This is a genomic window from Carboxylicivirga mesophila (assembly GCF_018271975.1).
Lineage (GTDB): Bacteria > Bacteroidota > Bacteroidia > Bacteroidales > Marinilabiliaceae > Carboxylicivirga > Carboxylicivirga mesophila.
In genome coordinates this window covers 99,618-124,516 of the sequence record NZ_JAGUCN010000013.1, presented here as the reverse complement: position 1 = coordinate 124,516, position 24,899 = coordinate 99,618, and the positions used below count along the sequence as shown (strand labels likewise).

The window sequence follows — 24,899 nt, the reverse complement described above, 5'->3', positions numbered from 1 at the left end:
AGACAGGGAGGGGCTAATGTGGTAGGGGGATTAGACGGCGGGATACAAGTTTTCTTACATGTATTAATACCTGACCAAATAAACGTCCGTTTTTTTGATGCGTGTTTTACAGGGGAGGATTGCCATTATTTGGCACAAAAAATCCTCCAGTTATTATTTGGGGGAGTATTATTTAATTAATGTAAGATTCAATCGATTTATGAACTCCGGCATCTTCATCAACCTTTTGTCTTTTTTTCGCCTCTCGTAATATATAACCGGATTTTCGTCTTGGCTTGCTATCTTTAGACCCTTGGGGTCTGCCACCCTTTTTGCCTTGCTGTTTTGCCCTGCGGAGACCTTCAATTGTGCGCTCACGGATTAACTCACGTTCAAATTCCGCAAAAGCAGATAAGATTTGAAATTGAAGTTTTCCGGCAGCAGTAGAAAAGTCAAGGTGGTCACTTAGACTAATAAAACCAACACTTTTATCAACTAGCTCTTTGGTGTCCAGTATTAATTCAGTTGATGAACGTGCCCATCTGTCCAATTTATAAACTATGACTGCATCATATTCGTTTTGACGCAATTTTTTTAGAAGTGCCTGTTTTACAGGTCTGGTTTTTCGTGTTGATTCAGTTTCTTCAAAAATATCATAGTCCAGTTGATTATTTGTTGCATATTCAACTAATCTTATTTTTTGATTTTCTGTTGTTTGACTTCCGTTGCTTAATGAGACTCTACAATATAATGCGACCTTTTTCATATTTTGTTTTTTCTTTAAAAATACACATTAAAGTATGTAATCGCAAGAAAAGTACATAGTTTAATATGTATTTTTTATCTTTGAAATATGGAGCAGACAGGAATTTCAGAATCAGACCAATTAATACTTAAGCGAATTGGAGCTTTAATCCGCCAAAAGCGAAAAGCGGTCTCAAATAATTATGAGAATTTTGCTGAAATGCATAAAATCAATAAGGTAACATTATCGAAAATAGAACGAGGTGAGAATTTTAAATTCAGTACCTTTTTACAAATTTTAAGTGCTCTTGATATAGGATTGGATGACTTTTTTACGGAGCTTGCTGCGCTGGAATTATAAAATAGTGAGAAATTCTTCATGTAGGGGCATTTTGTTGAATAATCCCAAGTGATTAGTGTTATATCAATGAGTTACGTTTTGTAATATTTGTTTTTATAGGTATTGTGCCGAATTAATTTTAATTAAAGTATAGTTATAGTACCAATAAAAAAAGGTGTCAAAAATGACACCCTTACAGTATTAATCTTTTATACAACGCACAGAACAACCACGATTTATTTCGTCACCGCCAGTTAGAACATCTATTTCTTCGTAGTAGATGTCTTTCGAAAGTAACCCTGACTCATATGCATTTTCAAATTTTGTTGATGTCCAAAACAAGGCAGTATATCCAGTTCCAGATTCATCCCAAGAACCTCCTGCTTCTCTGGAAGTTCCCGGAAGTGCAGTAAATCCACTAGAGTTGTCAGCACCTGTATTTGGAGATTGCCAATGTTCAGTTCCTGCTTGTTTGAGTTTTCCTCCTGCTATATCACTACCTCCAAGAAATTCTTCCATCTCTAGCCACTCTTCATTTGTTGGCACATGCCAGCCATTTGGGCATACATTTCTTTCATCAATTATTACATATCCATTATATAAACCACCAAAAATGTCAAACATTGATTCACTATTTGCATATTGGCACATACCAGCATCGGACAATAATGACCAATCATTTCCACTCTCGACAATTGGTATTATATCCCCATTATTATACTTTGTGGTTTTTAAGTTTTCAGCCATCCAAACCTGTTTTCCTATTTTTACAGTGTTGTATTTATTACCATCAATATCAATTAAAGTTCCGGTCTCATTATCCGGAGTTACATCACCTTTATTGCATGATAAAAACGATACACTTAATAAAATTATAAATGCAATAGATTGCATACTATTTTTGTAGTTCATTATTAATATTTTAAATGAATTTGAACTAATGTTTAATAATTTCTAATGATGTTACTGTGTAAAGTAGATACTTATTGCCAATTGAAGTAACATAGCCAATTCCATTACTTTTTTTCCAAATACCTCCAAAGGCAATATCTGACTCATATTTTTTCCCGCCTAATGTTTGCATGTTTTCAATTAATCCTTCTCCAGCCGAATTAATAATTCGAAAGTCACAGGTAATTGGTTCATGTGTTGTAGGGTCATAGGTCACATAGCCTTTTGTTTCATGTAACTTTGTGCTATTTTTATTTATTAAATCGTACTCATATATTTCCATTGCTGTTCCATAATAAAGCTTTTCGCTAGAGGCATTAAAATGAAATGAACATGCCTGACCACCTTTGAGTTTGAAGTTCGTTATATCAATTTCGCCTATGACATGTCTTTCTGATAAATCATAGATAATTATTTTATCTTGAATCAAGTTGTGGTAATCCGAAAAGGATGAAAAAGCATAATAGTTTCCATTATTTGAAACTGCACTAGGAATGTTCAGAAATCCTTGCTGCTTTTTAAGGTACACGTCAATTATCGAATAATAATTTATTGGTCTTAAGGTTGTTGGATCTCTTTCAATGAGTAGATAGTTATCTTCAAATTCTTGTATAACAAGTAGTTTTGATTTATTGTAGTTTACTGAAATTCCTGCTAAGTTTTTAATTTTGCTTTGTGCTAAAGAGGTTGTAATGAACAAACCACAAATCGATATGATGGTTAGATATTTCATTATAATAATATGGCTAGATTATATCTGTTGATTGGTGATTCTCAATATATTTTGTAATGAGTTTAGTGTTTTGTCATTGCGGTCTATTATTAAAGTGAAACCATTGCTAAATACAATTGAGTATGTTTTTCTCCACCTAATTACGAAAATTAAACCGAGTATAAGAGCAGATACAACAGTCAATTTCGGCATTATTTCAGGATTATTAATAAACAGAAAGTTAATTGAAAAGAACATAAGTATGAGAATTAGATAGGACTTTAAATTCATGTATACTCTGGTTTTAAGTATCGTAAATGATGAAAAGTCAGTGAAGCTAAACTCTGATGCTTGGTTATTTGCCTTTAAGACAAATCCTTTGTCTGTTTTGAAGGCTTTTAAACTCTCATCTATGCTCCATGCAACTGCATGTGTGAAAAATTTTTCCTCAATACTTTTAAATACTAAAGTTTCGTTTTGTATCATAATAGCAAATTGAATAATTTGAGTTGACTAATGCGAATATAGAATAAATTCGGACTATAGTACTCATTATTCAATAATAATCTTAATCTTATTTATCATTTTCTTAAAAAGGTCTAATTATTTTGGTGTCTTTTTTCAACTTTACTTATAAAGTTGCTAGGGGAAATGCTTAAACTAGATGATAAACTAAATATTGTTTGAAGTGTGGGTTGTTTAATGCCTCTCTCGAGCAAAGAAATATATGACCTATCAAGATTAGCCAAATCAGCTAATTCTTCCTGAGAAATTTGTGCATTTTTTCTCAGCTCCCTTAACACATCACCAAAGATCTTATTGAGACTCATGTAAATTATATTGTAAGAACAAAGGAAAAGAACATGAGTAACTCTAGCCACGGACTATAGTACGAATATCTAATTTGTTTATTTCAATTGTTTTTGTGTAATGTTTATAAATAGTAAATCATATAATAGAACCACTGGGGTACTTTAAGTAATTATTCAAAGAATCATTATTACTTATTAGGATGAATAATTATGAACATTCAAAATAAATTTTCGTACCACCAATAAAAACTATGCAATATTATATACCTAAATCTTTAAATGATTTGCCGGATAGGTTAATTAAAGAAATAGTTTCTGGTGAAAAGCTTGTAATGCATCACATGGAGAAAATATGGCATGTGATTGATAAGTTATATCTCGAGACATTATATAGAAGAAATCATGAACATGGAGAGCTAATTAGGTTACATTCAAAAGTTTGTGAAAGTCTATACCAATCAAGAGCATGGGGCAAAATTCGTAAAGCATTAGTTAAATTAAATATCATAGAAGTTGGAGACTCATATCAACCTAATATTCATAGTAAAGGATATCAACTCAAGGAAATATATTTAAATGATTCATTTGCTATTATTGATTTACCGGAATCATATTTTAATAAGAAACTAATAAAGAAAGATGATTGGAACAATACATATAAGAGATGCTATTCAAATCTATCTAAACGTATTACAATAGATTATAAGTCAGCAATAAAACATATCATTCAGAAACTGTCATTCAGCAATAATGAAATTGAAAAGAAAGTTTGGATGCTATATAAAAGGCTTGTCTTATGTTCTTCACCTAAGTTGAATGAAGCTGCTTACTGTATTGATAATGAATTGATAAATGATGGAATGGTATCTTTGGATAATCTGTTTTTAAATTATCGAGTTGAGCATTCAAATAAATATAGCTGTCCGATAAAGAAACCTCAACGGTACACTTACCACAAGTTTAAATTTGACCTCTTATCCATATTAAAAATTACCAATAAACAGTTTTTCTTTTCTGTTGATAGTAATAGCGGTAGGATATATCACAATATTTCGAATATTAGACGTGAATTAAAACAGTTTATCCAAATTGATGGTGTTAACATGGTTGGGTTAGATATAAGAAACTCACAACCACTATTATTCGGTTTATTGTTGGTAAAGAAATGGCGCAAACGAAAAGCAACTAGTTATGAAATAATGCCTGATTTGAAAGAATATTTACAACGTTGTTGTGATGGGAATTTTTATAACCACCTCATGGAGTTAAATGATATTCCTCTAGAGCAAAGAGCTGAATATAAGGTTCAGTTCTTCACAGACGTTTTTTTTAGTAAAAATCCAAAGATGGTAAAAGGGGCATTGAAGCAATTTGAGGAAATATATCCGAATGTATATCAGGAAATCAGAAAATACAAAGAGCAGGATTATAAGTTGCTAGCACATGATTTGCAAAAATTCGAAGCAGATGTTATTATTAACGGTATTATTAAATCCTTATTTAAACAAAATAAAGAGATTCCAATCGTAAATGTTCATGATGCAATTTATACGGCGCCAGATTTTGCACCAATTGTGGAGAATGAAATCTATAATTATTTTATGAATGAATTTGGAGTTACACCCACATTGAATAGGGAGTAGCTAATTATTTGTCTTGTTTAATATTAATTTGAGCAATAATTATTTCTTTGGGAATCGTTATGCATATTGAATCCTTAATAGATAAATAAAGGAAGTTCTGATTTTGATGAACTATCTGAACAGAATCAATCTGATATTCATTTATTATGTCCTCCGAAATTTTAGTTATTTGAGTATTGTATTGTTCTTTGATTACCAATGTTGAATATGGTGCTTGAGCACCACCATAATAGCTAGGTATTTTCTCTAAGACTTTAACTCCAAATAAATATGAAATCCCAACAAGGAAGAATGATGTAAGTAATATTGCCATTATAGAGATTGATTCTTTATCATTGAACTTTTCAAGGCTTCTACCAATTAATAGCCATAATAGCATGAATGACCCTAATATTAAGCCTAATTGCTCCGTTTTATATATGACAAACAGTGCATACGATAATAGAAGTATATAAGTCAATATTTTACCAGCCTTTTTTGAAGTGTTTTCAAAATATATTTCAATAAGAACCAATAAAATAAATAGTGCTAAATATATTGCATTGTCATTAAATGCAAAATCGAATAAGATGTAACCTAGTGTACTGGTATGGATTAGTATGATGAATAATGAGAAAAACATAGATTTTAATTTGCTATAATTCATTTTTATAGTCAAATATCTTTCGGAAACAATTGCGAGAATAACTGGAATATATATAAAACAAAAAAGTATACCAGTAGATAAATATTGAAAGTTTAGTAATGATTTGTCACTAAAACCATGTTTGTTCAGGAAGGACTGATAAACAATAAAGCCCAATAGATATACACATCCTCCTATTATTGGAATTAGTTTTGATAGGGTACTAAAAATTTTTTCCATACTTAGTTTAATATTTCAGACAAATATAAGAATCTTATGTTCCAATATTTGTGATGCTAATTAAAAGATAGGACGATTCTTTTTCTCTCTATATATAATGGTAAGAATTGTGAATTTTTATTTCTTATTGATTGATGTTATTTTCAAATCTTATTAATTAATTATTAGATTAAAATACATATGGCAAGATTAAATATTTATGGTAATATAATATTGACTTTTGAATATGAACCTTATAAAGATATCTATTGGACAAAGTTGTCAGAAAATATTATTGAAAAGTATGGTGAAGGTGTATTTGAGGAAAATAGTATTGTAGAAAGTATATTGCTAGATTCATTTCAATTTTTGGTAAATGAGTTTCGTAGTCTTATCCAAGAAGAAAATACATATTCATTTTTCTCTTATGTTTTTTTCTTACATGAGCAATCATTAAAGTTTTTAGTAAAAACAAGGGATGGATATCCTTTTGGTGCAGTAAATGAAGATGATTTCTCTCTATATAGGCGTATTTTGAAATTGACATTAGAACAGGGGTGTGATATTGATCTTTCATGGGGGTATTTCCCAACAGGCAAGCAAATTCTTGACTTTGACGAAAAGATTCAGCGTTTATATTATTTAGGGCAATGGATTTATACATATGCTGACATTATTGCTTACCAAAAAATGATTGATAATGCTAATTTGGTCGATTTTGATGCTGAACATCAAATTGGTGCAGCTTGGCAAAAACATTATGGAAAAGTATATGATGAATTATTTCCACAATTAAAGAGTGATTATTCAAACAGTGTCTATGACGAAAGTGCAGTCGTAGACCTAAAAAATGCGATAAATACATGTTTTTCGATTGATTACGATTTGGCTGTTGGATTAATTTTTCAAATTAAAGAACAGTTTAGCAAACTTGAATGGCAAACTATTGAACCCAATGTTTTACCAATTAATTTGGCGTATAATTGCAATATTGATAATCCAATTGCTGAAACATTTTATAATGGATTATCCTTATCACGCTTAAATAAACTATCTCTTGAGGAAGCAATATTGAAACCATATTCAACCAAAAGATATATGTACCGTCCCATTTTGATTTATAAAATTGATAACGTTGATAGAGCACTTGTTGGGGAGGGAAAAGTAGCAGAATCACTATATGTATTAGCAAATAATGCAATTAGTTGGAACACCATACCCGAAGACTGGACTGCTAATAAATGTATGGTTAAGTTTATGAGTAAAAAAGGGAATGAACATGATAAAATACTAGAGGATGATGTGGAGCAGGTTCTATTAAAACATGGATTTAAGTATTGTAGAAATATTAAATCATTTAAAAGACCAAATACCCACAACCTAAATATTGATAATCAATTGGCTGGAGAGATTGATTTTATCATTATAAATGAGGAGTCAAGGAAAATATTTGTTGTAGACTCAAAATATAACAAAGCACGATACGAGGCGGTTGGTTACAGAACTGATTATACCAACTTTATTAAATCATATGAACGACAATTAAAAAGAAAAATTGATTGGGTATCGGGAAATAAAGAGATTCTGCAAGAGCATATAAAAATAATGTATAATGTTGCTGATTACGAGATTACTGAATATGATGTAGAAGGATTGTTTTTTATTAACACTCCTACGTTTTACATGTTTAACGGAGAGTATAAAGCCATTCCAAAAAACAAAATAGAAGTTTACTTAATTGGTGATTATACTTTGCCTGTTATTGAATATCAAAATCACAAAGGAGAAAAGGTTCAGGTTCAACACCCATATTTTAAGTAACTATAGAAGTAGAAATGTTTATTTATTTAATATGTATTTAGTAATTTAGGTTCTGATTTATACGAAAAAAAGGGGTATAGTATTAAAACCTAGATTGAAATTACTACAACAAAGTGGAGTTTTAAATGGTTTTTCAATAGAACATTCATAGCACAGATTTAATCAAGCAACAATATTTGTGCTGGCAAAAATAGAAATAGTTTCGATGTAACGCATTAAATTTGTCCTTTGTAAAATAACCTATGCGAGCTTAACCTCGTGTTTAAAACATTTAATCTGATTATGAAGAAAGTAACTAGTAGATGGCCTGTGGGTGTTTTTCTCCTGACAGCAATGATGATAGCTTATAGCTGCTCTACTGTGCCTATTACGGGCCGAAAGCAACTGAACCTGGTTTCAGATGCTGAGATGATGTCCATGAGCTTTAGTCAATACGACCAATTCTTAAAAGAGCACAAACTTTCAACCAACAAAGAGCAAACCGAAATGGTGAAACGCGTTGGTAAACGTATAGCAGCAGCGGTTGAAAAGTATATGACTGATAATGGGTATGCTGCCCATATTAAAGATTTTGCCTGGGAGTTTAACCTGGTTGATGAGGATGTACCTAACGCCTGGTGTATGCCGGGAGGAAAAGTGGTTTTTTACACAGGAATACTGCCACTTACAAAAGATGAAGAAGGACTGGCTGTGGTAATGGGGCACGAGATTGCCCATGCGGTGGCCAAACATGGTAATGAACGAATGAGCCATGAGATGGGCGTGCAAATGGGAGGAGCAGCCTTGTCGGTGGCGCTGAATGAAAAGCCAGAAGAAACAAAAGCCATCTACATGGCGGCTTTTGGTTTAGGCTCTCAGGTTGGGTTTATGTTGCCATATTCAAGAACACATGAAACGGAAGCCGATAAAATGGGCTTGATCTTTATGGCTATGGCAGGTTATAACCCTGAAGCTGCTGTTCCTTTTTGGGAAAGAATGGCGGCCAGTGGCGGACAAAAACCACCTGAATTCTTAAGTACACACCCGGCCGACGAAACACGCGTTAAAAACCTGCAGGCCTATATGCCGGAAGCTCTGAAATACTATAAAAAATAAGTCGGATGTAAAGCGCTCTTAACCAAAGAGCGCTTTTCTTTTAAAAATTATAGCCCAGACTTACTGAAGGTGCTATAAAATGATCAAGGCCGAATACGCCGTTTATACCTGCCCGCACTACAATGCCATCAGCCTTCTGATATCGATACATGACCGGTATAAATATGCCGTACGCAACAATGTTATTGTTTTCATAGGTATAATCATTGAAACTAATGATTGCGCCCGCACCAAACTCCAAATGATGGTGTTTTTGACTGGCAGTAAGCCAATTGATGGAGAAAGGAATATTGGTGGTGGTTTTAAAGTCTGATGAAACACCAATCCTGAACGACAAACGGTATAGTTTATCAAAATAACGTTCATAATTTATCGATGGGTAGCCAAAATTATATGCTGAAGGATTCATTATAAAGCCTTCAACGTAAACCACATTGCATTTAAAACCGGATAAATCCACATTATTTTGCTCGCTATCCTGCGACCACAAATTGGCTGTTATAAGTGTAACAAGGCCAAGTGCTAGTAATCTAACTTTCATACATTCAGGTTGTTTGCTCCGAATTTTATACTTATTATACCCTTAAAGGTTACAGTTACCTACTTATTTAGTTTCTTACTAAATAATTTACTGCAGATCATGGTGTGATAAATTTGTTGGCTACAGAATAATGATTAATTTTCTTAAATAATTTATTTAATCACAAAATCATATGGCAATCAAAGAAAGGTGTGCTTGGTCAAATGGCTCTGAACTCTATCAACAATATCATGATGCAGAGTGGGGTGTTCCTTTACACGATGATAACAAGCTTTTTGAGTTTCTCATTCTTGAAGCCTTTCAGGCCGGTTTAAGCTGGTCAACCATCCTCAATAAACGCGAAGCATTTCGTGCGGCTTTTGATGGCTTTGATGCTGTTATAATAGCTAACTATGGTGAAGATAAGGTACAGCAATTACTGCAAAATAAAGGAATTATACGTAACCGCTTAAAAATTAATGCGGCCATTAAAAACGCCCAGGTATTTTTGAAAATTCAAAAGCAATACGGCTCGTTTGATAAGTATATCTGGCAATTTACAAATGGCCAAACTATCCAAAATAAGTTTGTGGATGATAAAGAAATACCCGCCACCAGCAAAGAGTCTGACTCTATGAGTAATCAACTTAAAAAAGATGGGTTTTCGTTTGTGGGTAGTATCATCTGCTACGCTTATATGCAGGCAACCGGTATGGTCAATGACCATGTTACCAGCTGTTTTCGTCACAAAGAGTGCTCAGAGATGCAATAAATAAATGCCTGATAGGACAGAATAGCAGTTGTTTAGTCAGGTACAACTTGATAATTCTTTCTAATTTTAAGCCACTAACAAAATATATTTTCATGAACCAAAAAATAATTCTAGCATTATTGTTTATCGTATTTGGCTGTCAGGTGTATGCCCAGGATGCCGATTCGCTTAAAACACAGGTGTATACATTTAAGATATTCCGCGAAATTGGCAGCACCTCATGGATCCATACCCAGGAGGCTTTTGCTGAAGCAGAGGCTATGAAGGCCGATATGATTCTTTTACACATGAATACTTACGGCGGACAGGTTGTTTTTGCCGATTCTATCCGGACTAAAATTCTGAATAGTCATATTCCGGTGCATGTATTCATTGATAACAATGCAGCATCGGCCGGAGCTCTTATTTCCATTGCCTGCGATAGTATTTATATGCGGCCGGGGGCTAATATTGGGGCTGCCACAGTTGTGAATCAAAGTGGTGAGAAAATGCCTGATAAATACCAGTCGTACATGCGTTCAACCATCAGAGCCACTGCCGAGGCCCACGGAAAAGACACTTTAGTTGCAGGACAGGATACAACCTATGCATGGCGACGCGATCCACACATTGCTGAAGCTATGGTGGATGAAAGCATATATATCGAGAACATTGTTGATACTGGTAAGATTCTTACTTTTACGACCTTGGAAGCTATTGAACATGGTTTCTGTGAAGGACAGGCAAACAGCATAGATGATGTACTGAAGCAACTGAAGGTGTATGACTATGAAATTACCACATTCAAGCCTTCCTTTTATGATGGGCTGAAAGGCTTTTTGACAAGTCCAATTCTACAGGGGATTCTCATTTTGGTTATTATTGGTGGCATCTATTTTGAGCTGCAAACGCCGGGCGTTGGTTTTCCATTACTGGCAGCATCCATTGCAGCAGTTTTATATTTTTCTCCACTCTATATTGATGGACTGGCGGCCAATTGGGAGATAATTATTTTTATCATCGGGCTGGTGCTCATCGGACTTGAAGTGTTTGTAATTCCGGGTTTTGGAGTAGCAGGCGTTTCTGGTATCATCCTGGTGATGGGTGGGTTGACTTTAAGCTTGTTGGATAATGATTTATTTAACTTCGATGGAGTAGGTTTCAATAAGCTGTTGGAAGCTTTAGGAATTGTGCTCTCTGGTTTATTTGGTTCGTTACTGGGGATTATTTATCTCAGCAAAAAGCTACTGTCATCACCTACCTTTGGTGCAAGGATTGCGTTGCAAACCGAAGAAAATGTGGAGCTGGGCTATATTGGTGTTGAAGCATCACTAAAGAGCTTTGTAGGTTGCGAAGCTGAAGCCTACACAACCTTAAGGCCTTCAGGAAAAATTACTATTGACGATGAACAATATGATGCAGTGGCTGAATCGGGTTACATCGAAAAAGGAACAAAAGTAAAGGTTGTGCGCTTTTTACACGGGCAACTTTATGTAATGACAATTAAATGAGGGAGGCATTTGGCTGATTGCCCTCAAAACATTAATATTGTATAAGTATAAAATTTAAAAAAAATGAATAATCAACTGTTTCTTAAGTATTGGTGGCGTTGCTCTGCTTTTATCAAGGTGGAACAGTAGGTGTATACGATAAAGAATAAGTAATGGCCACAGGATTCCACCTGTGGCCTTTTTTATTATAAATGATTATTAACCAATAGTTTTAGTTTAGGTTAAAATAACTAGAACTTTAATAAAAGTAACAAATGGACAAATCATTATTGGCCAATGAAGTAATGCCTAATGGAGAGGGCTTTTTTGGTGAGTACGGTGGCCGTTTTGTGCCGCCAATGCTGGAGCCCATTATGCGGGAGATTACCGAGGCTTATGAAAAAATTAAGGATGATCCGGTTTTTAAGGAAGAATTGTATTACCTGCAAAAACACTACACAGGCCGCCCATCGCCGGTATTCCATGCCAAAAACCTTTCTGAAAAACTGGGTGGTGCGCAAATCTATCTTAAGCGCGAAGATTTAAATCATACAGGAGCACACAAAATTAACCATTGCTTGGGCGAAGCTTTGCTGGCCAAGCGCATGGGAAAAAAGAAAATCATAGCCGAAACGGGTGCCGGGCAGCACGGAGTGGCTCTGGCTACAGCTGCAGCATTGGTAGGACTGGAGTGTGATATTTATATGGGGGAAGTAGATATCTATAAAGAGCATCCTAATGTGGTTAGAATGCGCATTTTAGGTGCCAATGTCATTCCTGCAACACATGGGTTGAAAACCCTTAAAGAAGCTGTTGATACAGCATTTGAAGCATATCTGAAAGATCCTGTTAATCAATTATATGCTATCGGTTCGGTGGTGGGACCACATCCATTTCCAATGATGGTGCGTGATTTTCAGGCGGTAATAGGGCGCGAAGCCAAAGAGCAGTTTCGTGAAATGACCGGAAGTCTGCCGGATAATCTTGTGGCATGCGTGGGTGGTGGCTCCAATGCCATTGGCCTGTTCACTGCCTTTCTGGATGATGAAACTGTGAGTATCTATGGTGTTGAGCCTTCTGGTACCAGCTTTGAAACGGGTGATCATGCAGCCACGCTTACATTAGGTAAACCTGGTATGATTCATGGGTTTAAGTGCTACCTGCTGCAGGATGAAAATGGAGACCCTGCGCCTGTCAATACTGTGGCATCAGGATTAGACTATCCGGGGGTGGGGCCACAACACTCTTACCTGAAGGATATTGATCGGGTTTGCTATGAAACAATTAATGATAAGGAAGCCATTGACGCCTTTATGAAACTGGCACGTCAGGAAGGCATCATTCCTGCTCTTGAGAGTTCACATGCAGTAGCTTACGCCATGAAATTGGCTAAAACATTACCTAAAGACCAAACGATACTTGTCAATTTATCCGGGCGAGGAGATAAAGATATCGATTATGTGGTGGAGAAGTTTGGAAAAGATTATGGCATAGAAGAGTAGTAGCTAACTATATTATATGCTCTAACCTGTCAGGTCTTAATTACCTGACAGGTTTTTTGATTTTATTTCGCAAATCGGTAAGCCAGTTTAATACCCAATGTTCCCGAGATAATATCTCTCAAGTCATTTCTTGTATAGACCGAATAGAAAATTGAAGGCTGAAAATTGTTCAATGAATAATGAGCACTTACATTGATAGCATCAAACATCCGGTCTCTAAATTCATGAGACCTGCGATATCTATATGCATCTGTTTCAGTATGAGTTAGCTTAATAATCCCATTGTAGTCAAGACCAAAAGCAAATGATTTAATTTTATAACCAGTCCTAAGCGCATAGCTAAAATATAGGTCATTATCATCTCCAACATAATCCGATTTGCCAATTAAAAGTTGCGCACCACCACTCAATGAGTAAAACCATCCAGTCTCGGGATTTGATGCATATGTTACTTTAGTTGCAATAGTAGTAACATCATAAAGGTATTTTTGATATTCACACAAATTAGTACCAGCTGCAATACTCAACGGATCATACTTATGAGGAGCAGTTGGCAGGTAAAGTTGCAAATCAAGGCTAAGTACGCGGCTTTTTTGTTGATAGTGATTTGTATTTACGCCAATCATTATATTCCCTATAAAATTGTCTTTTAAAGTAGTTGTTTTTGCTCCAGCATAACCTCCATAACCACCATCATAGCTATATGAATTATCAAGGTCGTATTTTGAAAAAATAATCGGTATAGACGCTTGTATATTCCATCTGTTATTGATTGGATAAGATAGTGTAAGATCATAATTACCATTCAACAATCCTTGGTTATCTGCTGATTCATAAAACGGATGCAGATATCTCAATTCTAATCTTGCAACAGAATCTGGTGGTGTAAATAGCTGTGCAGATTGTCCTTTAATAGAAACGGGCAGTAGTGATAAAAAAATGCCCAATGACAGGAGATGTGGAAGTTTGTTCATAAATTAATTGTTTGGTTAGCATGCGAGCGAAAATACAAATTAATTATACAATTAATTTCCTTTCTATTCAGTCAAGTATTATGTTCGTTGAAGTACAAATTTTTGCTGTATAAAATTGAGTAAGGATAGTTGCCATATTTTACCTTTTACTGAAGCTATGCTTCCGGATTTGTTACCAATTGCCTGTCAGGGACTTGGAGAAGGTTATTTTGTTAGCCAGTTAAAGCATTTGAAAGAACACTATACTCTTGACATTAACTGTGTTTTTAAGGCCGATAAACTAATTGGTTTTAGTTTGGCCTATCAGTGTACTATTGAGGGTGCTTTATGTGATTATGGGCTTGATGTTTCTTCTTATGCCGATCGGGACAGGCAGGTGTATGTGCTAAAATCAATGGTTATTGAAGAAAGTTATCAGCGGCAGGGATATGGTACAGAGCTTATGAAGAGTGCTTTGAATAAGGCTATAGCTAATCAGTTGGATGCAATTATTTTAGCAGGATGGAAAAGTGTCGAGGGAACAAATATCGAGCATCTGATGGATGACTTTGGTTTTGAAGTAATTTGTGAGATACAAGATTTCTGGCATGCAGAAAGTATCATTAACCAATATCAGTGTCCTGTTTGTGGCTGCCCATGTAATTGCACGGCAATTATCTACTCAAAGGATTTGAAGATGTAGTTTTTCGTAGTGATTTACTTACTTTTGCACTTTTAATAATAAAGCTGTGCATTTTAATCCCTATAACATAGATTTGCCAATTACTGACGTAATTGGCGATGTAAAAAAACACTTATCGGCGTCAAATACCTTGATTGTTAATGCACCTCCTGGTGCTGGCAAGAGTACCTTATTGCCACTAGTTTTACTTGAAGAGATTTGGCTTAAGGGTCAAAAAATCATCATGTTAGAACCTCGTCGCCTGGCCGCAAAAACCATTGCCATGCGCATGGCCGCATTATTAGGCGAAAAGGTGGGGCAACGAGTAGGCTATCGCATACGTTTTGATAATTGTATCGGTGAAAGTACACAACTGGAAGTGGTTACCGAGGGGATACTGACCCGCATGCTGCAGCAGGATAATGCACTGGAAGGTGTGGGACTGGTCATTTTTGATGAGTTCCATGAGCGGAGTTTGTTTGCAGATACCGCTGTAGCCCTGGCCAGAGAAGCCCAGCAGGTATTGCGTACTGATCTGCGCCTGATGATTATGTCGGCCACCCTTGACATGCCACAATTGACCCAATTACTTAAGGCGCCCTCTGTTGTAAGCCAGGGAAGACAATTTCCTGTGGAAATCCAATATGGTGATGATAGTGACTTAATGCTCTTACCGGAATTGACGGCTAAAACGGTGTCAAAAGCCGTGAAGGAGCAAACCGGGGATATTTTAGTATTTTTACCAGGAGAAGCCGAAATAAAAGCATGCGAAACATTACTAAAACGCTCTCATCCTGTTATATCTGTTCATCCGCTCTATGGTCAGCTACCACCCAATAAGCAGTATGCTGCTATTATGCCACACAAAGAGGGAAAACGTAAGATAATACTGGCTACTTCAATTGCTGAAACCAGCTTAACCATTGAAGGTATTAGCGTGGTAGTGGATTGTGGTTTTAGCCGCACCTTGCGCTTTAATCCTAATTCAGGCTTATCAAAGTTAGAAACCGTTGATATAACACTGGATTCAGCTGATCAGCGGGCTGGGAGGGCCGGACGCCTTGGCCCCGGGGTGTGTTACCGTATGTGGACCAAAGCAACACACAATCGGCTGCAGGCTCATCGTAAGCCTGAGATTGAGGAGGCAGATTTAGCTACTTTAGTCTTGGAGATGGCGCGTTGGGGTGTTAATGATATCAATCGTCTTACCTGGCTGTCGCCACCTCCTAAAGGGCATGTAGCCCAGGCAAGGGAATTATTGCATCAGCTTGAGGCCCTGGAAAATAATCGCATTACTGAACATGGCAAGGCGATGCATGGTTTGCCTTGTCATCCTCGATTGGCACACATGCTCTTATTGGCTGAAGAAGAGGGTTTAACAGCTCTTGCTTGCGACATTGCAGCACTGTTGGAAGAGCGTGATCCCTTAGGGAAAGAAGCTGGCATTGATATCAATACACGCATTGAGGCTTTGAGACGCTTCAGACGTGGTGAGCTGAAAAACAAAAAGCTTAAGCGCATTGCCAAAATTGCTGAACAATACAGGAAGATCCTTAAAGTTGAAGAAGAAAATAACGCGGTAGATCCATACGAAACAGGCTTGTTGCTGGTATTTGCTTACCCTGAGCGTATTGCACATGCCAAGCCGGGGAATAATGCACAATTTAAACTGTCGAATGGGAGCATTGCGGCAGCTGGTCATCAGGATGATTTGGCGCACGAAGCCTGGTTGGCTATCGCCAATGTAAATGCCCGTGATGGTGTGGGCAAGATCTTTCTGGCTTCGCCTTTAAATCCGCAAGATCTGGCTCCAATGGTGAAATCAATGGAATCCATTACCTGGGATACTAAAAACGGTGGGTTTAAAGCAGTTACAGAATTACGAATAGGTAGTATCATACTGCAAAGTAAACTTTTACATGATTTTGATGAGGAATTAAAAATCAGTGCTATATGCGATGCCTTAAAGCAGGAGGGAAGCTGGCTCCTTAATTTTAGTAAAGAGGTGGAGCAATGGCAGAATCGTGTTCTGAGCCTGAAACATTGGGATAAATTGCATCATTGGCCAGATGTTGCTACAGAAACATTATTGATGACCTGTGAAGACTGGTTAAGTCCTTATCTTCATGATGTTAAAAAGCCGGCCGATTTAAAGAAGATTGATCTTAAACGTGTGCTGCAGCATAACCTGAGCTATGAACTGCAAGGTTTGCTTGATGAGCTGGCTCCGGAGCGTATTAAGGTACCCAGTGGTTCCAATATCAAACTGGAATATAGAGTTAATGCGGAGGCGCCTATATTAGCCGTACGCTTGCAGGAAGTATTTGGTATGCTTGATACGCCAAGAGTTTGCGGTAATCAGGTAAATGTGTTGATGCACCTGCTATCGCCTGGTTTTAAACCGGTACAAATTACCAATGACTTAAATAGCTTTTGGAATAAGGCCTATTTTGAGGTGAAAAAGGAGCTTAAAGCAAGGTATCCCAAACACCACTGGCCCGATAATCCTATGGAAGCAGATGCAGTAAGAGGGGTAAAACGCAAATAATTCTGAATAGTCATCATTATTTTTTCTGTTCACAATTTGATTTATTCAAAATCATTCATTTACTTTGAATTTCAAAGAACTTTTAAAATGAATACACAAGAGCATTTAAACCAGTTGACTGAAATCAAATCCTTAATGGAACGTTCCAGCCGTTGTTTATCATTGAGTGGCTTATCAGGTGTTGCAGCTGGCAGTGTGGCTATTTTGTGTGGTAGCTATGCCTGGTGGTATATTGGCAATGGCACCTTCGCTTCACCTGTTACCGTCACCAACCATTTTTTAGCTCTGCCTGTTAACAGTCAAACATTCCTCCACCTGCTTATGGTTGCTGCGTTTACATTGGTATTTGCCATTGGTTCTGCATTTTTCTTTACGTGGCAAAATAGTCAGAAGAAAGGGCTTAAGATATGGGATGCATCTACCAAAAACTTTTTGATTAACTTATTTTTGCCTCTGATAGCAGGCGGTTTATTTAGCCTGGCTTTAATTTATCATGGCGAATTATATCTGCTTGCATCTGCCACATTGGTGTTTTATGGTCTGGCCCTATTAAATGCCAGTCGTTATACGCACAAGGAAATTCGTTATTTGGGTATTTCCGAAATCATATTGGGATTAGTGAGTATGTATTTTATAGGCTATGGTATACTATTTTGGTTGGTTGGTTTTGGTTTATTGCACATCGTATATGGCCTGCTGATGTATGCCAAACATGAAAAAGTATAACTGACTGAATTGGGATAATGAAGCATATAATTGATAATTTAAGCAAACTATTTGACAGTCGTTTACGTCTGGGTATCATGGCCGTATTAATGGTCAATGACAAGGTCGACTTCAATGCTTTAAAAGAGTATTTGGATGCCTCAGACGGCAACCTGGCCAGTCATATCAAAGCACTTGAAAAGCACGACTTGATTATTGTGCACAAACAGTTTGTTGGACGTAAACCAAAAACCAGTTATGAAGCCACTCCATTGGGGCGTCAGTTGTTTCAGAAACATCTCGATGGCCTCAATAATTTAATTAGTAATGTAAAGCAATAATTTTTTTTATTCATACACTTTGAAATACAAAGTACTTTTAAATTATATATCGATGAAAACAAAACTTACTTTGGCACAGCAAATAGGGCTGACTATGATGTCCCTAAGTATGCTCATTTATTATTGGGTACCACAGAGCCAGAATACACTTAATGGATGGTCCTTAATCAATTATGCACTTGCCGTAGCTTACTTTTTTATTTCCTTCTTTGACAAACCGGCCAATTCCAACATATTCAGGCTGGTCAGACCACGCATGAACTGGCACATATTACTGTCCTTACTGCTAGTTAGTTGTTTTACGCTTAATAAGGATGTGCATGTTTTTGCCAAGGCACCACTTTGGTTGGAGTTGGGATTGATTCCTTTGCTGATTGCGTTTGTATTAACAGCGTATCCCAATGCTTTACAAAATTATATGAGGAAGGTTTTGTGGTTTTTGTCAGGAGTATTGTTTCTGATAATACTATATTATTCGATTGTTCTTTTGCCAACCATGCTGCTTGCGGTTTTTGGCCTTATTTTGCTGGGCATATCCATACACCTGGCGGTACCGATGATCATACTGATTACCCAATTGCGATATGTACTGGCCGGTAAATCACCCAATCGAATGCCTGGTTGGTTCTGGACAGGCTTTTTGTCAGCCGTACTGGTCGTTGGGATTTATATTGGATTATTTGCCTACCAGAGTGAGAAAATTACCAGTGCCCAGGGAGACATCATATTGAATGAAAACCTGGAGTTACCTGAGTGGGTGCAGTATGCTCAAAAATGCGAATCATCCTTTTGGGCCAGACGGGTTATTGGATTAGGACTGCTGTATGAAAAGTTTTCAGATGACTGGTGGGGCTTCGATTTTAACCGTGGTTCGTTCTCTGAAATACGTGTACACGATCCTTTGGTGGCCTTGGCCGGTGCGAGGGTAGGCGATCTAAATTTAAGCAAGGAGGAGAAGGTGAAAATCCTATCAACCAGCGCTGATACAAGGCATTATGCATATGAGAAACTGTGGTCAGGACGTGATTTACGGATAAACAAGAAAATAACGGATATGCGCGTTTATCCAGCGTACCGTTTGGCATACTCCGAACAAACATTTTGGATTGAAAATACCCATCATAATGAATGGAGTCAGCAGGAGGCCCTGCTAACCTTTTACTTGCCAGAGGGTGCGGTAGCTTCGTCACTGTCACTGTGGATAAATGGTAAAGAGGAGCAGTCGCGCCTCACAACCAGAAAAAAAGCAGCAACAGCCTATCGTCAGGTGGTTGGTGTTGAGAGTCGTGATCCGGTTGTGTTGCACTGGCAGGAGGGCAACCGGCTGACTGCTACGATTTTTCCCTGCACACCCGCTGAGCCTAGGCGTGTAAAGGTGGGTATTACCATACCGATGGCAGTTGATAATGGATCACTGGTGCTTGAAAACATGCAAATGGCAGGGCCTGACAATAGTGGTGCAACAGAGATGGTGCATCTAAAAATAGTAGGCGATTCAGAACGTCCAAAGGTACCAAGCGGATTTAAGCTAAAAGCAGCCAACCAATACCTCTACAGCGGACGCCCACTGAATAGCTGGCAAGTGAAAATCCCGCTGCAACCCCTAAGTAAAAAACACTTTGCGTTTAGCAACCAAAGTTATTGTCTGGAAACACTCACTGGCGAAACAAACTTCAATCCATCAGCTATCTATCTCGATGTAAACAGCCAATGGACATTGGAAGAGATGGAATTATTTCTTTTATCGGCACAGGACAGACCGGTGTATGTTTACACTGACCGGTTTCAGCAGTTGGAGCTCGCATCGCTTGATTCGATATATCAACAATTGGCCCGGTGTACTTTTAGTGTATTCCCGGTGCATAAGCTGAGCAATGCCAGCGGGGCATTATTGATTACGAAGGGCCAAAAGAATGCGCCCATTCCTTCGGAATTAACTGGTTCTGAGTTTTATGATGATTTAACCGCATCGTTGAGGCATTACCAGCAGCCAATAGCCTGTTTGGTAGTGGATGGTATGAAGTCAGACTATATTGCGAGTCTTGAGCAGTACAAATTATTGAATTGTCAGGTTTTAACGACGAGGCAGGCGAAAGAGCGCAGTATTGAATCCTGGTATAAATGCTATCCTGAGAGCGAGAATGCAGTTATCCTGGCTAATTCTGAAATGATGATTGTAAAAAGTCCGATTGCATCAGCACAAGCAGTAGATACCGGTGCTCCCTCACACTTGTTACGCTTATATAATTATCATGCGATCATTCAGCAAGCCGGCCATTTGTTTTTAAATAATGCGGATGAAATAGGCGACAATATTTACGAATTGTGCGATGAAGCTTTTGTTGTATCACCGATATCGAGCTTAATAGTGCTTGAGACGCTGCAGGATTACGAACGTTTTGATATTGACGAGAGTACCAATAGTTTGAAAAATGCCAGTCTGAAGGACTCAGGCGCTGTACCCGAACCCCATGAATGGGCACTGATAGCGGTTGTTCTGGCAGTCATTACATTGATGTATTTTAAATTTAAGTTGTAATATGATCTATCGTTTTGTCAGGCAGCTGGCCTTAGTACTGTGCGTTAATCATCCAGGTTTGTGCATCAAGCTGGCTAATACCATGGAAACCATGAGGCATCTTTGGCTAAAGGCATTAAAAATAAGCCATTACAAGGCTTATATGCTGATTGGTTTGCTAATACTGGCTGCCACACCTGTATTTGCTAATTATGGAGGGTTAAGTTTAGAGCAAATACTCTTTTTTGTCACCTTACCATTAACACTAGGTAACAACAGGGCGAGGCGATATACGGAATTTACGTTTGTAGCATCAGCCTTGTTTTTAGGTCTGTTTTACCTGACACATGTATATAGCATTTTTTATATGGGTTTTACCCTTTCTATACTACTCGCTTTAATGCTAACACCTAAACAACCGGGCCTGTTGTCCTATGTATTGGCGGGTATAAGTACTCCTGCTTTCCAGTATTTGTTTCAGGTGTTTAGCTTTTCAATACGTTTATTTTTAACCCGTCTGGCAGGCAAGGTATTAGCTCTTATATTTCCGGCCATCGAATTAGCCGGAAATAGCCTGGTGATGGATGGCGTGAGTTTTACTGTTGCTCCGGAGTGTATGGGACTTAATATGCTTTCTGCGGCTCTAATTGTGGCGATTAGTTCCTTGGCCTATATGGCCCGGCGATTTAATAAACGTATTGGTATTTTCCTTTGTATACTGTTTCTGCTGGCAACCTTGCTATTGGTGATAGGTGGTAACATTTCACGCATCATCCTTACAGTACTTTTCCGGGCCATGCCCGGCACCATTATACACGAGATTATTGGCCTGTTGGTATTTAGCATCAATATTTGCTTGCCTCTGGTTATGTTGGCTGTTTATATGCGGCCGTTGTATAGTGAGAAAAGGCATGAGGCGCCTGTCATCAAGCAAGTCACCTTTCGAAAGGTATTTTTTCTATTTCTACTGGTAGCAGGATCAGCCTTGGTGCGCCAAAATCATGTTCACAGCCAAGCTGGAACACCATCTCTTCACTTACCTGATATGCAACAAAGCATTACAAAAGATGGTGTAGTGAAGTACAGCAACAACCATGCTTTAGTGTATGTAAAGCCTCCGGCATTTTTCCTGGGTGCCGATCATCATCCGTTTATTTGCTGGCGCGGTAGTGGTTATCAAATAGCTAATGAAAATATGGTGCAAATCAATCATCATGAGGTATTCACTTTTGAATTACACAAGGAAGGAGAACCGGTGTTGTATTCGTGCTGGTGGTATACCAATGGCCTTCAGCATACCTGTAGTCAGTTTACATGGAGAATGGCAGCTATAAAAGGGGATGCAGCCTTTAGTGTGATTAATGTATCGGCCCCAAGCAGGGAGGCTTGTTTGACAATTACGAAGCAGCTGCTTAATTAACTGGTCTGAAATGGAAGCGAGTAATTAGAGTCAATGTCATTAAGTTAGGAGTCTCCCTCACACTCACCCTTTGCTTCCCTAAAGGGAACAACGCGCAGGGTAAGCCCCTTTAGGGGTTTGGGGTAGTATCTGGAAGTGATTAACGGCACGAAAACCCCTTAAATTAATGACATTGGTAATTAGAGTAGGCATGCAAATGCTTATAGAATACAAGCAGCGGAAATGAAATTATTTCGTGCATTAATAGTATATTCGTTTGATTCATACTAATTCTTGTCTAAAGATATGGCCAGGTTTTTAAAAGCAAAAAAAGAAGCAATTGGATTATCACCTTATGAGTTAAGGTTTCTGGGAGAGCAAAAACTTGATTTTGTCAAGTTGCGGCTCATTAATTACAGTGAAAACCAGTTAGAAGAACGGGAGCTGGCCTCAATATCAGAAATTAAGGACTTTCAGTCTGAAGAAGCTGTTTCGTGGGTTAATATTGATGGATTGCACGATACCAGGGTGCTGGAGGAGCTGATTGCTGAATTGAAGATAGATAAACTGGTGGTGGCGGATGTCCTGGATACGCACCGCCGACCTAAGCTGCAGGAATACGACAATTGCCTGTATGTATCGGTTAAAATGCTGCAGTTTGATGATGACGAAGACCAAATAACATCAGAAAATCTCGTGTTGGTTTTCAATAATAATTTGCTCATATCTTTTCAGGAGCGAGTGGGAGACGTGTTTAACCCTATAAGAGAGCGCTTACGCAAAAATAAAAAGCGTATTCGTAGTGCTAATGCTGATTATCTGGCGTTTGCCCTGTTGGATGTTGTGATTGACAATTACCTGCACATCATCAGCCGTCTGGGCGAAAAGATTGAGGATCTGGATGATGAGCTCATCGAAAAACCATCATCCGATAGTCTGGTGAAAATTAATACCTACAAGGTGGAAATCAGTTATTTACGCAAAATAATAAAGCCCTGCCGTGAGATGATTCAAAACCTCTGCAGGTTAGATTCAGAGCTGATTGATGACAGTATTCAGGTGCATCTGGATGAACTGAGGCATAATATTGAGTTGGCCAATGAAGCAGTTGATAACTACCGCGATATCTTATCTGATCAACTGAATATATTTCATACCACGGTGGCCTATAAACTTAATGATGTACTGAAAATGCTGACCATCTTTTCGGTAATTTTCATTCCCATTACTTTTATTGCAGGGGTGTATGGTACAAATTTCGACCACATACCCGAGTTGCATTATCAATACAGCTATTTTATCATGTGGGGCGTCATTATTATAACAGTGCTGGTAATGCTTTGGTATTTTAAGCGCAAGAAGTGGCTGTAGTGGCTGTTATGCAAGGACTAATTTATTGATTACACCACTCTTCGTTCAATGTCGCCAGGCAGATGTGCCAGTACTTCGTAGTTTAACTCATCACTGATATTACTAAAAGCAGACACTTTTATTTCTAGATCTCCTTGTTTACCGATGATAACAACTTCATCCCCCTCTGCCACATCCGGTACGTTCGTAATGTCAACAATAATCATATTCATATTAACCAAGCCAATAACACTGCAACGGTGGCCGCTGATAAGCACACGCCCTTTATTACTAAGTGAGCGACTGTAACCACATGCATAACCAATGGGAACCAAAGCCGTTTTAATATCCGATTGAGCCAGGTAGTATATGCCATAGCCAATAAATTCGCCAGTTATAACATTCTTAATAGCCATAACACGGCTCTTCCAGCTAAGAATGCGTTGAAGCGGATCCTCTTTGGTCTTTTGGTTTTGTATATAGTGAATAAAAGTTTCAGCACTAGACCAAAAGCCATACTGCATAATGCCAATACGCACCAAATCGAATCGGGCTTTAGGAAAGACGAAAGTAGCAGCCGAATTGGCCACGTGCTTATAGCGGGGAGTCAGCTGCTCGTTTTCCAGCATAGCCAGCATTTTACTATATTTTTTGAGTTGCTTTTGTATGCGCAGGTGATTAGAGATGCTTTCGGCGCCCGACAGATGGGTGCAAAAGCCGGCCAACTCAAAATGCTTGGGATCTGCCTTTATTATGGAGATGGCTTTTTTTAGCTCTTTCATATTCAGGCCCGAACGATTCATGCCCGTTTCTGCTTCCAGGTGTATCTTAGCACTACATTTTTGAGCTTTTGCTACATTAAATGTCAGCTGCAAGCGTTCAAGTGAAAAGACAAAAAACTCAAAGCCGTAATTAATAGCTCGTGCTAGGTCTTCATTTCCAATCCAACCCATTATTAATATGGTAGGAGCTAATTTTGTACATTGCCTTACTCTGAGTGCCTCATCGAAACTAAATACCGAAAAATGATCCACACCAGCTTCCTCTAACACTGGCACCAGGTGTTCAATACCATGGCCGTAAGCATTGGCCTTTACTACTGATGATAACTTGACTTTCGAACCAATTTTCTTTTTCAGAAATTGGATATTGTTTTTTACAGCTTCTGAGTCTAATGTCATCAATGAGGTTTTATTCAT

Annotated in this window: 23 protein-coding genes; 14 read left to right on the top strand and 9 right to left on the bottom strand. The window is 37.7% G+C overall.

The window, feature by feature from the left end:
- Nucleotides 1–172 precede the first annotated feature (172 nt).
- On the bottom strand, nucleotides 173–745 hold the full coding sequence (locus tag KEM09_RS12490; protein ID WP_212228745.1) for a recombinase family protein: 573 nt from the start codon (nucleotides 743–745) through the stop codon (nucleotides 173–175).
- Nucleotides 746–832: 87 nt separating this feature from the next.
- Between KEM09_RS12490 and KEM09_RS12485 the strand changes: the two genes are divergently transcribed.
- Nucleotides 833–1,084 carry a helix-turn-helix domain-containing protein gene (locus KEM09_RS12485; protein ID WP_212228744.1) on the top strand — a complete coding sequence of 84 codons (252 nt, stop codon included), beginning with the start codon at nucleotides 833–835 and terminating at the stop codon, nucleotides 1,082–1,084.
- 180 nt (nucleotides 1,085–1,264) lie between these two features.
- On the opposite strand, the gene KEM09_RS12480 is transcribed toward KEM09_RS12485, so the two are convergent.
- The 4 genes from KEM09_RS12480 to KEM09_RS22140 all read right to left on the bottom strand — a co-directional run bounded on the left by KEM09_RS12480 (nucleotide 1,265) and on the right by KEM09_RS22140 (nucleotide 3,556).
- Complete coding sequence (locus KEM09_RS12480) at nucleotides 1,265–1,975, bottom strand: fibrobacter succinogenes major paralogous domain-containing protein (protein WP_212228743.1); 711 nt, start codon at nucleotides 1,973–1,975, stop codon at nucleotides 1,265–1,267.
- Between the two features lie 25 nt (nucleotides 1,976–2,000).
- Nucleotides 2,001–2,747, bottom strand: a complete 747-nt coding sequence (locus KEM09_RS12475; protein ID WP_212228742.1) for a hypothetical protein — start codon at nucleotides 2,745–2,747, stop codon at nucleotides 2,001–2,003.
- Between the two features lie 18 nt (nucleotides 2,748–2,765).
- Nucleotides 2,766–3,212, bottom strand: a complete 447-nt coding sequence (locus KEM09_RS12470; protein ID WP_212228740.1) for a hypothetical protein — start codon at nucleotides 3,210–3,212, stop codon at nucleotides 2,766–2,768.
- Nucleotides 3,213–3,325: 113 nt separating this feature from the next.
- Complete coding sequence (locus KEM09_RS22140) at nucleotides 3,326–3,556, bottom strand: helix-turn-helix domain-containing protein (protein WP_212228738.1); 231 nt, start codon at nucleotides 3,554–3,556, stop codon at nucleotides 3,326–3,328.
- A 233-nt stretch (nucleotides 3,557–3,789) separates the two neighbouring features.
- Here KEM09_RS22140 and KEM09_RS12460 point away from each other — a divergent pair, with 233 nt between their 5' ends.
- Nucleotides 3,790–5,181: a hypothetical protein gene (locus KEM09_RS12460; protein ID WP_212228730.1), complete on the top strand. Its 1,392-nt coding sequence runs from the start codon at nucleotides 3,790–3,792 to the stop codon at nucleotides 5,179–5,181.
- Nucleotides 5,182–5,185: 4 nt separating this feature from the next.
- Here KEM09_RS12460 and KEM09_RS12455 read toward each other — a convergent pair whose 3' ends face one another.
- A complete protein-coding gene (locus KEM09_RS12455) occupies nucleotides 5,186–6,046 on the bottom strand; it encodes a hypothetical protein (RefSeq protein ID WP_212228729.1) in 861 nt (286 codons plus the stop codon).
- Between the two features lie 180 nt (nucleotides 6,047–6,226).
- Here KEM09_RS12455 and KEM09_RS12450 point away from each other — a divergent pair, with 180 nt between their 5' ends.
- A complete protein-coding gene (locus KEM09_RS12450; protein ID WP_212228727.1) occupies nucleotides 6,227–7,846 on the top strand; it encodes a hypothetical protein in 1,620 nt (539 codons plus the stop codon).
- A 282-nt stretch (nucleotides 7,847–8,128) separates the two neighbouring features.
- A complete protein-coding gene (locus KEM09_RS12445; RefSeq protein WP_212228726.1) occupies nucleotides 8,129–8,941 on the top strand; it encodes a M48 family metallopeptidase in 813 nt (270 codons plus the stop codon).
- 40 nt (nucleotides 8,942–8,981) lie between these two features.
- On the opposite strand, the gene KEM09_RS12440 is transcribed toward KEM09_RS12445, so the two are convergent.
- Nucleotides 8,982–9,482, bottom strand: a complete 501-nt coding sequence (locus KEM09_RS12440) for a hypothetical protein (protein ID WP_212228725.1) — start codon at nucleotides 9,480–9,482, stop codon at nucleotides 8,982–8,984.
- Between the two features lie 172 nt (nucleotides 9,483–9,654).
- On the opposite strand from KEM09_RS12440, the gene KEM09_RS12435 reads away from it, so the two are divergent.
- From KEM09_RS12435 to trpB, 3 genes are all read left to right on the top strand, one after another.
- Nucleotides 9,655–10,233, top strand: coding sequence for a DNA-3-methyladenine glycosylase I (locus tag KEM09_RS12435; protein WP_212228724.1), 579 nt, complete (start codon nucleotides 9,655–9,657; stop codon nucleotides 10,231–10,233).
- Between the two features lie 92 nt (nucleotides 10,234–10,325).
- Entirely contained in the window at nucleotides 10,326–11,723 is a 1,398-nt protein-coding gene (locus tag KEM09_RS12430) for an NfeD family protein (protein ID WP_212228723.1), read from the top strand.
- Nucleotides 11,724–11,977: 254 nt separating this feature from the next.
- On the top strand, nucleotides 11,978–13,204 hold the full coding sequence (gene trpB, locus KEM09_RS12425; protein WP_212228722.1) for a tryptophan synthase subunit beta: 1,227 nt from the start codon (nucleotides 11,978–11,980) through the stop codon (nucleotides 13,202–13,204).
- Nucleotides 13,205–13,266: 62 nt separating this feature from the next.
- On the opposite strand, the gene KEM09_RS12420 is transcribed toward trpB, so the two are convergent.
- Complete coding sequence (locus tag KEM09_RS12420) at nucleotides 13,267–14,178, bottom strand: hypothetical protein (RefSeq protein WP_212228721.1); 912 nt, start codon at nucleotides 14,176–14,178, stop codon at nucleotides 13,267–13,269.
- Between the two features lie 115 nt (nucleotides 14,179–14,293).
- Between KEM09_RS12420 and KEM09_RS12415 the strand changes: the two genes are divergently transcribed.
- The 7 genes from KEM09_RS12415 (at nucleotide 14,294) to corA (ending at nucleotide 23,721) form a co-directional block, all read left to right on the top strand.
- Nucleotides 14,294–14,860, top strand: a complete 567-nt coding sequence (locus tag KEM09_RS12415) for a GNAT family N-acetyltransferase (protein WP_212228720.1) — start codon at nucleotides 14,294–14,296, stop codon at nucleotides 14,858–14,860.
- A gap of 46 nt (nucleotides 14,861–14,906) precedes the next feature.
- Complete coding sequence (hrpB, locus tag KEM09_RS12410) at nucleotides 14,907–17,387, top strand: ATP-dependent helicase HrpB (RefSeq protein WP_212228719.1); 2,481 nt, start codon at nucleotides 14,907–14,909, stop codon at nucleotides 17,385–17,387.
- Nucleotides 17,388–17,474: 87 nt separating this feature from the next.
- Nucleotides 17,475–18,113, top strand: coding sequence for a hypothetical protein (locus KEM09_RS12405; protein WP_212228717.1), 639 nt, complete (start codon nucleotides 17,475–17,477; stop codon nucleotides 18,111–18,113).
- A gap of 17 nt (nucleotides 18,114–18,130) precedes the next feature.
- Nucleotides 18,131–18,433, top strand: coding sequence for a winged helix-turn-helix domain-containing protein (locus tag KEM09_RS12400; RefSeq protein WP_212190157.1), 303 nt, complete (start codon nucleotides 18,131–18,133; stop codon nucleotides 18,431–18,433).
- Nucleotides 18,434–18,485: 52 nt separating this feature from the next.
- Nucleotides 18,486–20,972 carry an XrtN system VIT domain-containing protein gene (locus tag KEM09_RS12395; RefSeq protein WP_212228715.1) on the top strand — a complete coding sequence of 829 codons (2,487 nt, stop codon included), beginning with the start codon at nucleotides 18,486–18,488 and terminating at the stop codon, nucleotides 20,970–20,972.
- Between the two features lies 1 nt (nucleotide 20,973).
- Nucleotides 20,974–22,371 (top strand): exosortase N, encoded by a 1,398-nt coding sequence (gene xrtN / locus KEM09_RS12390; RefSeq protein ID WP_212228713.1) that lies wholly within the window; start codon nucleotides 20,974–20,976, stop codon nucleotides 22,369–22,371.
- 285 nt (nucleotides 22,372–22,656) lie between these two features.
- Entirely contained in the window at nucleotides 22,657–23,721 is a 1,065-nt protein-coding gene (gene corA, locus KEM09_RS12385; RefSeq protein ID WP_212228712.1) for a magnesium/cobalt transporter CorA, read from the top strand.
- Nucleotides 23,722–23,750: 29 nt separating this feature from the next.
- On the opposite strand, the gene alr is transcribed toward corA, so the two are convergent.
- Nucleotides 23,751–24,899 carry an alanine racemase gene (gene alr, locus KEM09_RS12380; RefSeq protein WP_212228710.1) on the bottom strand — a complete coding sequence of 383 codons (1,149 nt, stop codon included), beginning with the start codon at nucleotides 24,897–24,899 and terminating at the stop codon, nucleotides 23,751–23,753.

What these genes read in the sequence shown, in the direction of transcription:
- KEM09_RS12480 (WP_212228743.1), bottom strand. Translation starts at nt 1,975, where the DNA reads ATGAACTACAAAAATAGTATGCAATCTATTGCATTTATAATTTTATTA.
- KEM09_RS12490 (WP_212228745.1), bottom strand. Translation starts at nt 745, where the DNA reads ATGAAAAAGGTCGCATTATATTGTAGAGTCTCATTAAGCAACGGAAGT.
- KEM09_RS12400 (WP_212190157.1), top strand. Translation starts at nt 18,131, where the DNA reads ATGAAGCATATAATTGATAATTTAAGCAAACTATTTGACAGTCGTTTA.
- KEM09_RS12450 (WP_212228727.1), top strand. Translation starts at nt 6,227, where the DNA reads ATGGCAAGATTAAATATTTATGGTAATATAATATTGACTTTTGAATAT.
- KEM09_RS12460 (WP_212228730.1), top strand. Translation starts at nt 3,790, where the DNA reads ATGCAATATTATATACCTAAATCTTTAAATGATTTGCCGGATAGGTTA.
- KEM09_RS22140 (WP_212228738.1), bottom strand. Translation starts at nt 3,556, where the DNA reads ATGAGTCTCAATAAGATCTTTGGTGATGTGTTAAGGGAGCTGAGAAAA.
- xrtN (WP_212228713.1), top strand. Translation starts at nt 20,974, where the DNA reads ATGATCTATCGTTTTGTCAGGCAGCTGGCCTTAGTACTGTGCGTTAAT.
- KEM09_RS12470 (WP_212228740.1), bottom strand. Translation starts at nt 3,212, where the DNA reads ATGATACAAAACGAAACTTTAGTATTTAAAAGTATTGAGGAAAAATTT.
- KEM09_RS12475 (WP_212228742.1), bottom strand. Translation starts at nt 2,747, where the DNA reads ATGAAATATCTAACCATCATATCGATTTGTGGTTTGTTCATTACAACC.
- trpB (WP_212228722.1), top strand. Translation starts at nt 11,978, where the DNA reads ATGGACAAATCATTATTGGCCAATGAAGTAATGCCTAATGGAGAGGGC.
- KEM09_RS12440 (WP_212228725.1), bottom strand. Translation starts at nt 9,482, where the DNA reads ATGAAAGTTAGATTACTAGCACTTGGCCTTGTTACACTTATAACAGCC.
- KEM09_RS12445 (WP_212228726.1), top strand. Translation starts at nt 8,129, where the DNA reads ATGAAGAAAGTAACTAGTAGATGGCCTGTGGGTGTTTTTCTCCTGACA.
- alr (WP_212228710.1), bottom strand. Translation starts at nt 24,899, where the DNA reads ATGAATAAAACCTCATTGATGACATTAGACTCAGAAGCTGTAAAAAAC.
- KEM09_RS12455 (WP_212228729.1), bottom strand. Translation starts at nt 6,046, where the DNA reads ATGGAAAAAATTTTTAGTACCCTATCAAAACTAATTCCAATAATAGGA.
- KEM09_RS12395 (WP_212228715.1), top strand. Translation starts at nt 18,486, where the DNA reads ATGAAAACAAAACTTACTTTGGCACAGCAAATAGGGCTGACTATGATG.
- KEM09_RS12485 (WP_212228744.1), top strand. Translation starts at nt 833, where the DNA reads ATGGAGCAGACAGGAATTTCAGAATCAGACCAATTAATACTTAAGCGA.
- KEM09_RS12420 (WP_212228721.1), bottom strand. Translation starts at nt 14,178, where the DNA reads ATGAACAAACTTCCACATCTCCTGTCATTGGGCATTTTTTTATCACTA.
- corA (WP_212228712.1), top strand. Translation starts at nt 22,657, where the DNA reads ATGGCCAGGTTTTTAAAAGCAAAAAAAGAAGCAATTGGATTATCACCT.
- KEM09_RS12405 (WP_212228717.1), top strand. Translation starts at nt 17,475, where the DNA reads ATGAATACACAAGAGCATTTAAACCAGTTGACTGAAATCAAATCCTTA.
- KEM09_RS12435 (WP_212228724.1), top strand. Translation starts at nt 9,655, where the DNA reads ATGGCAATCAAAGAAAGGTGTGCTTGGTCAAATGGCTCTGAACTCTAT.
- KEM09_RS12430 (WP_212228723.1), top strand. Translation starts at nt 10,326, where the DNA reads ATGAACCAAAAAATAATTCTAGCATTATTGTTTATCGTATTTGGCTGT.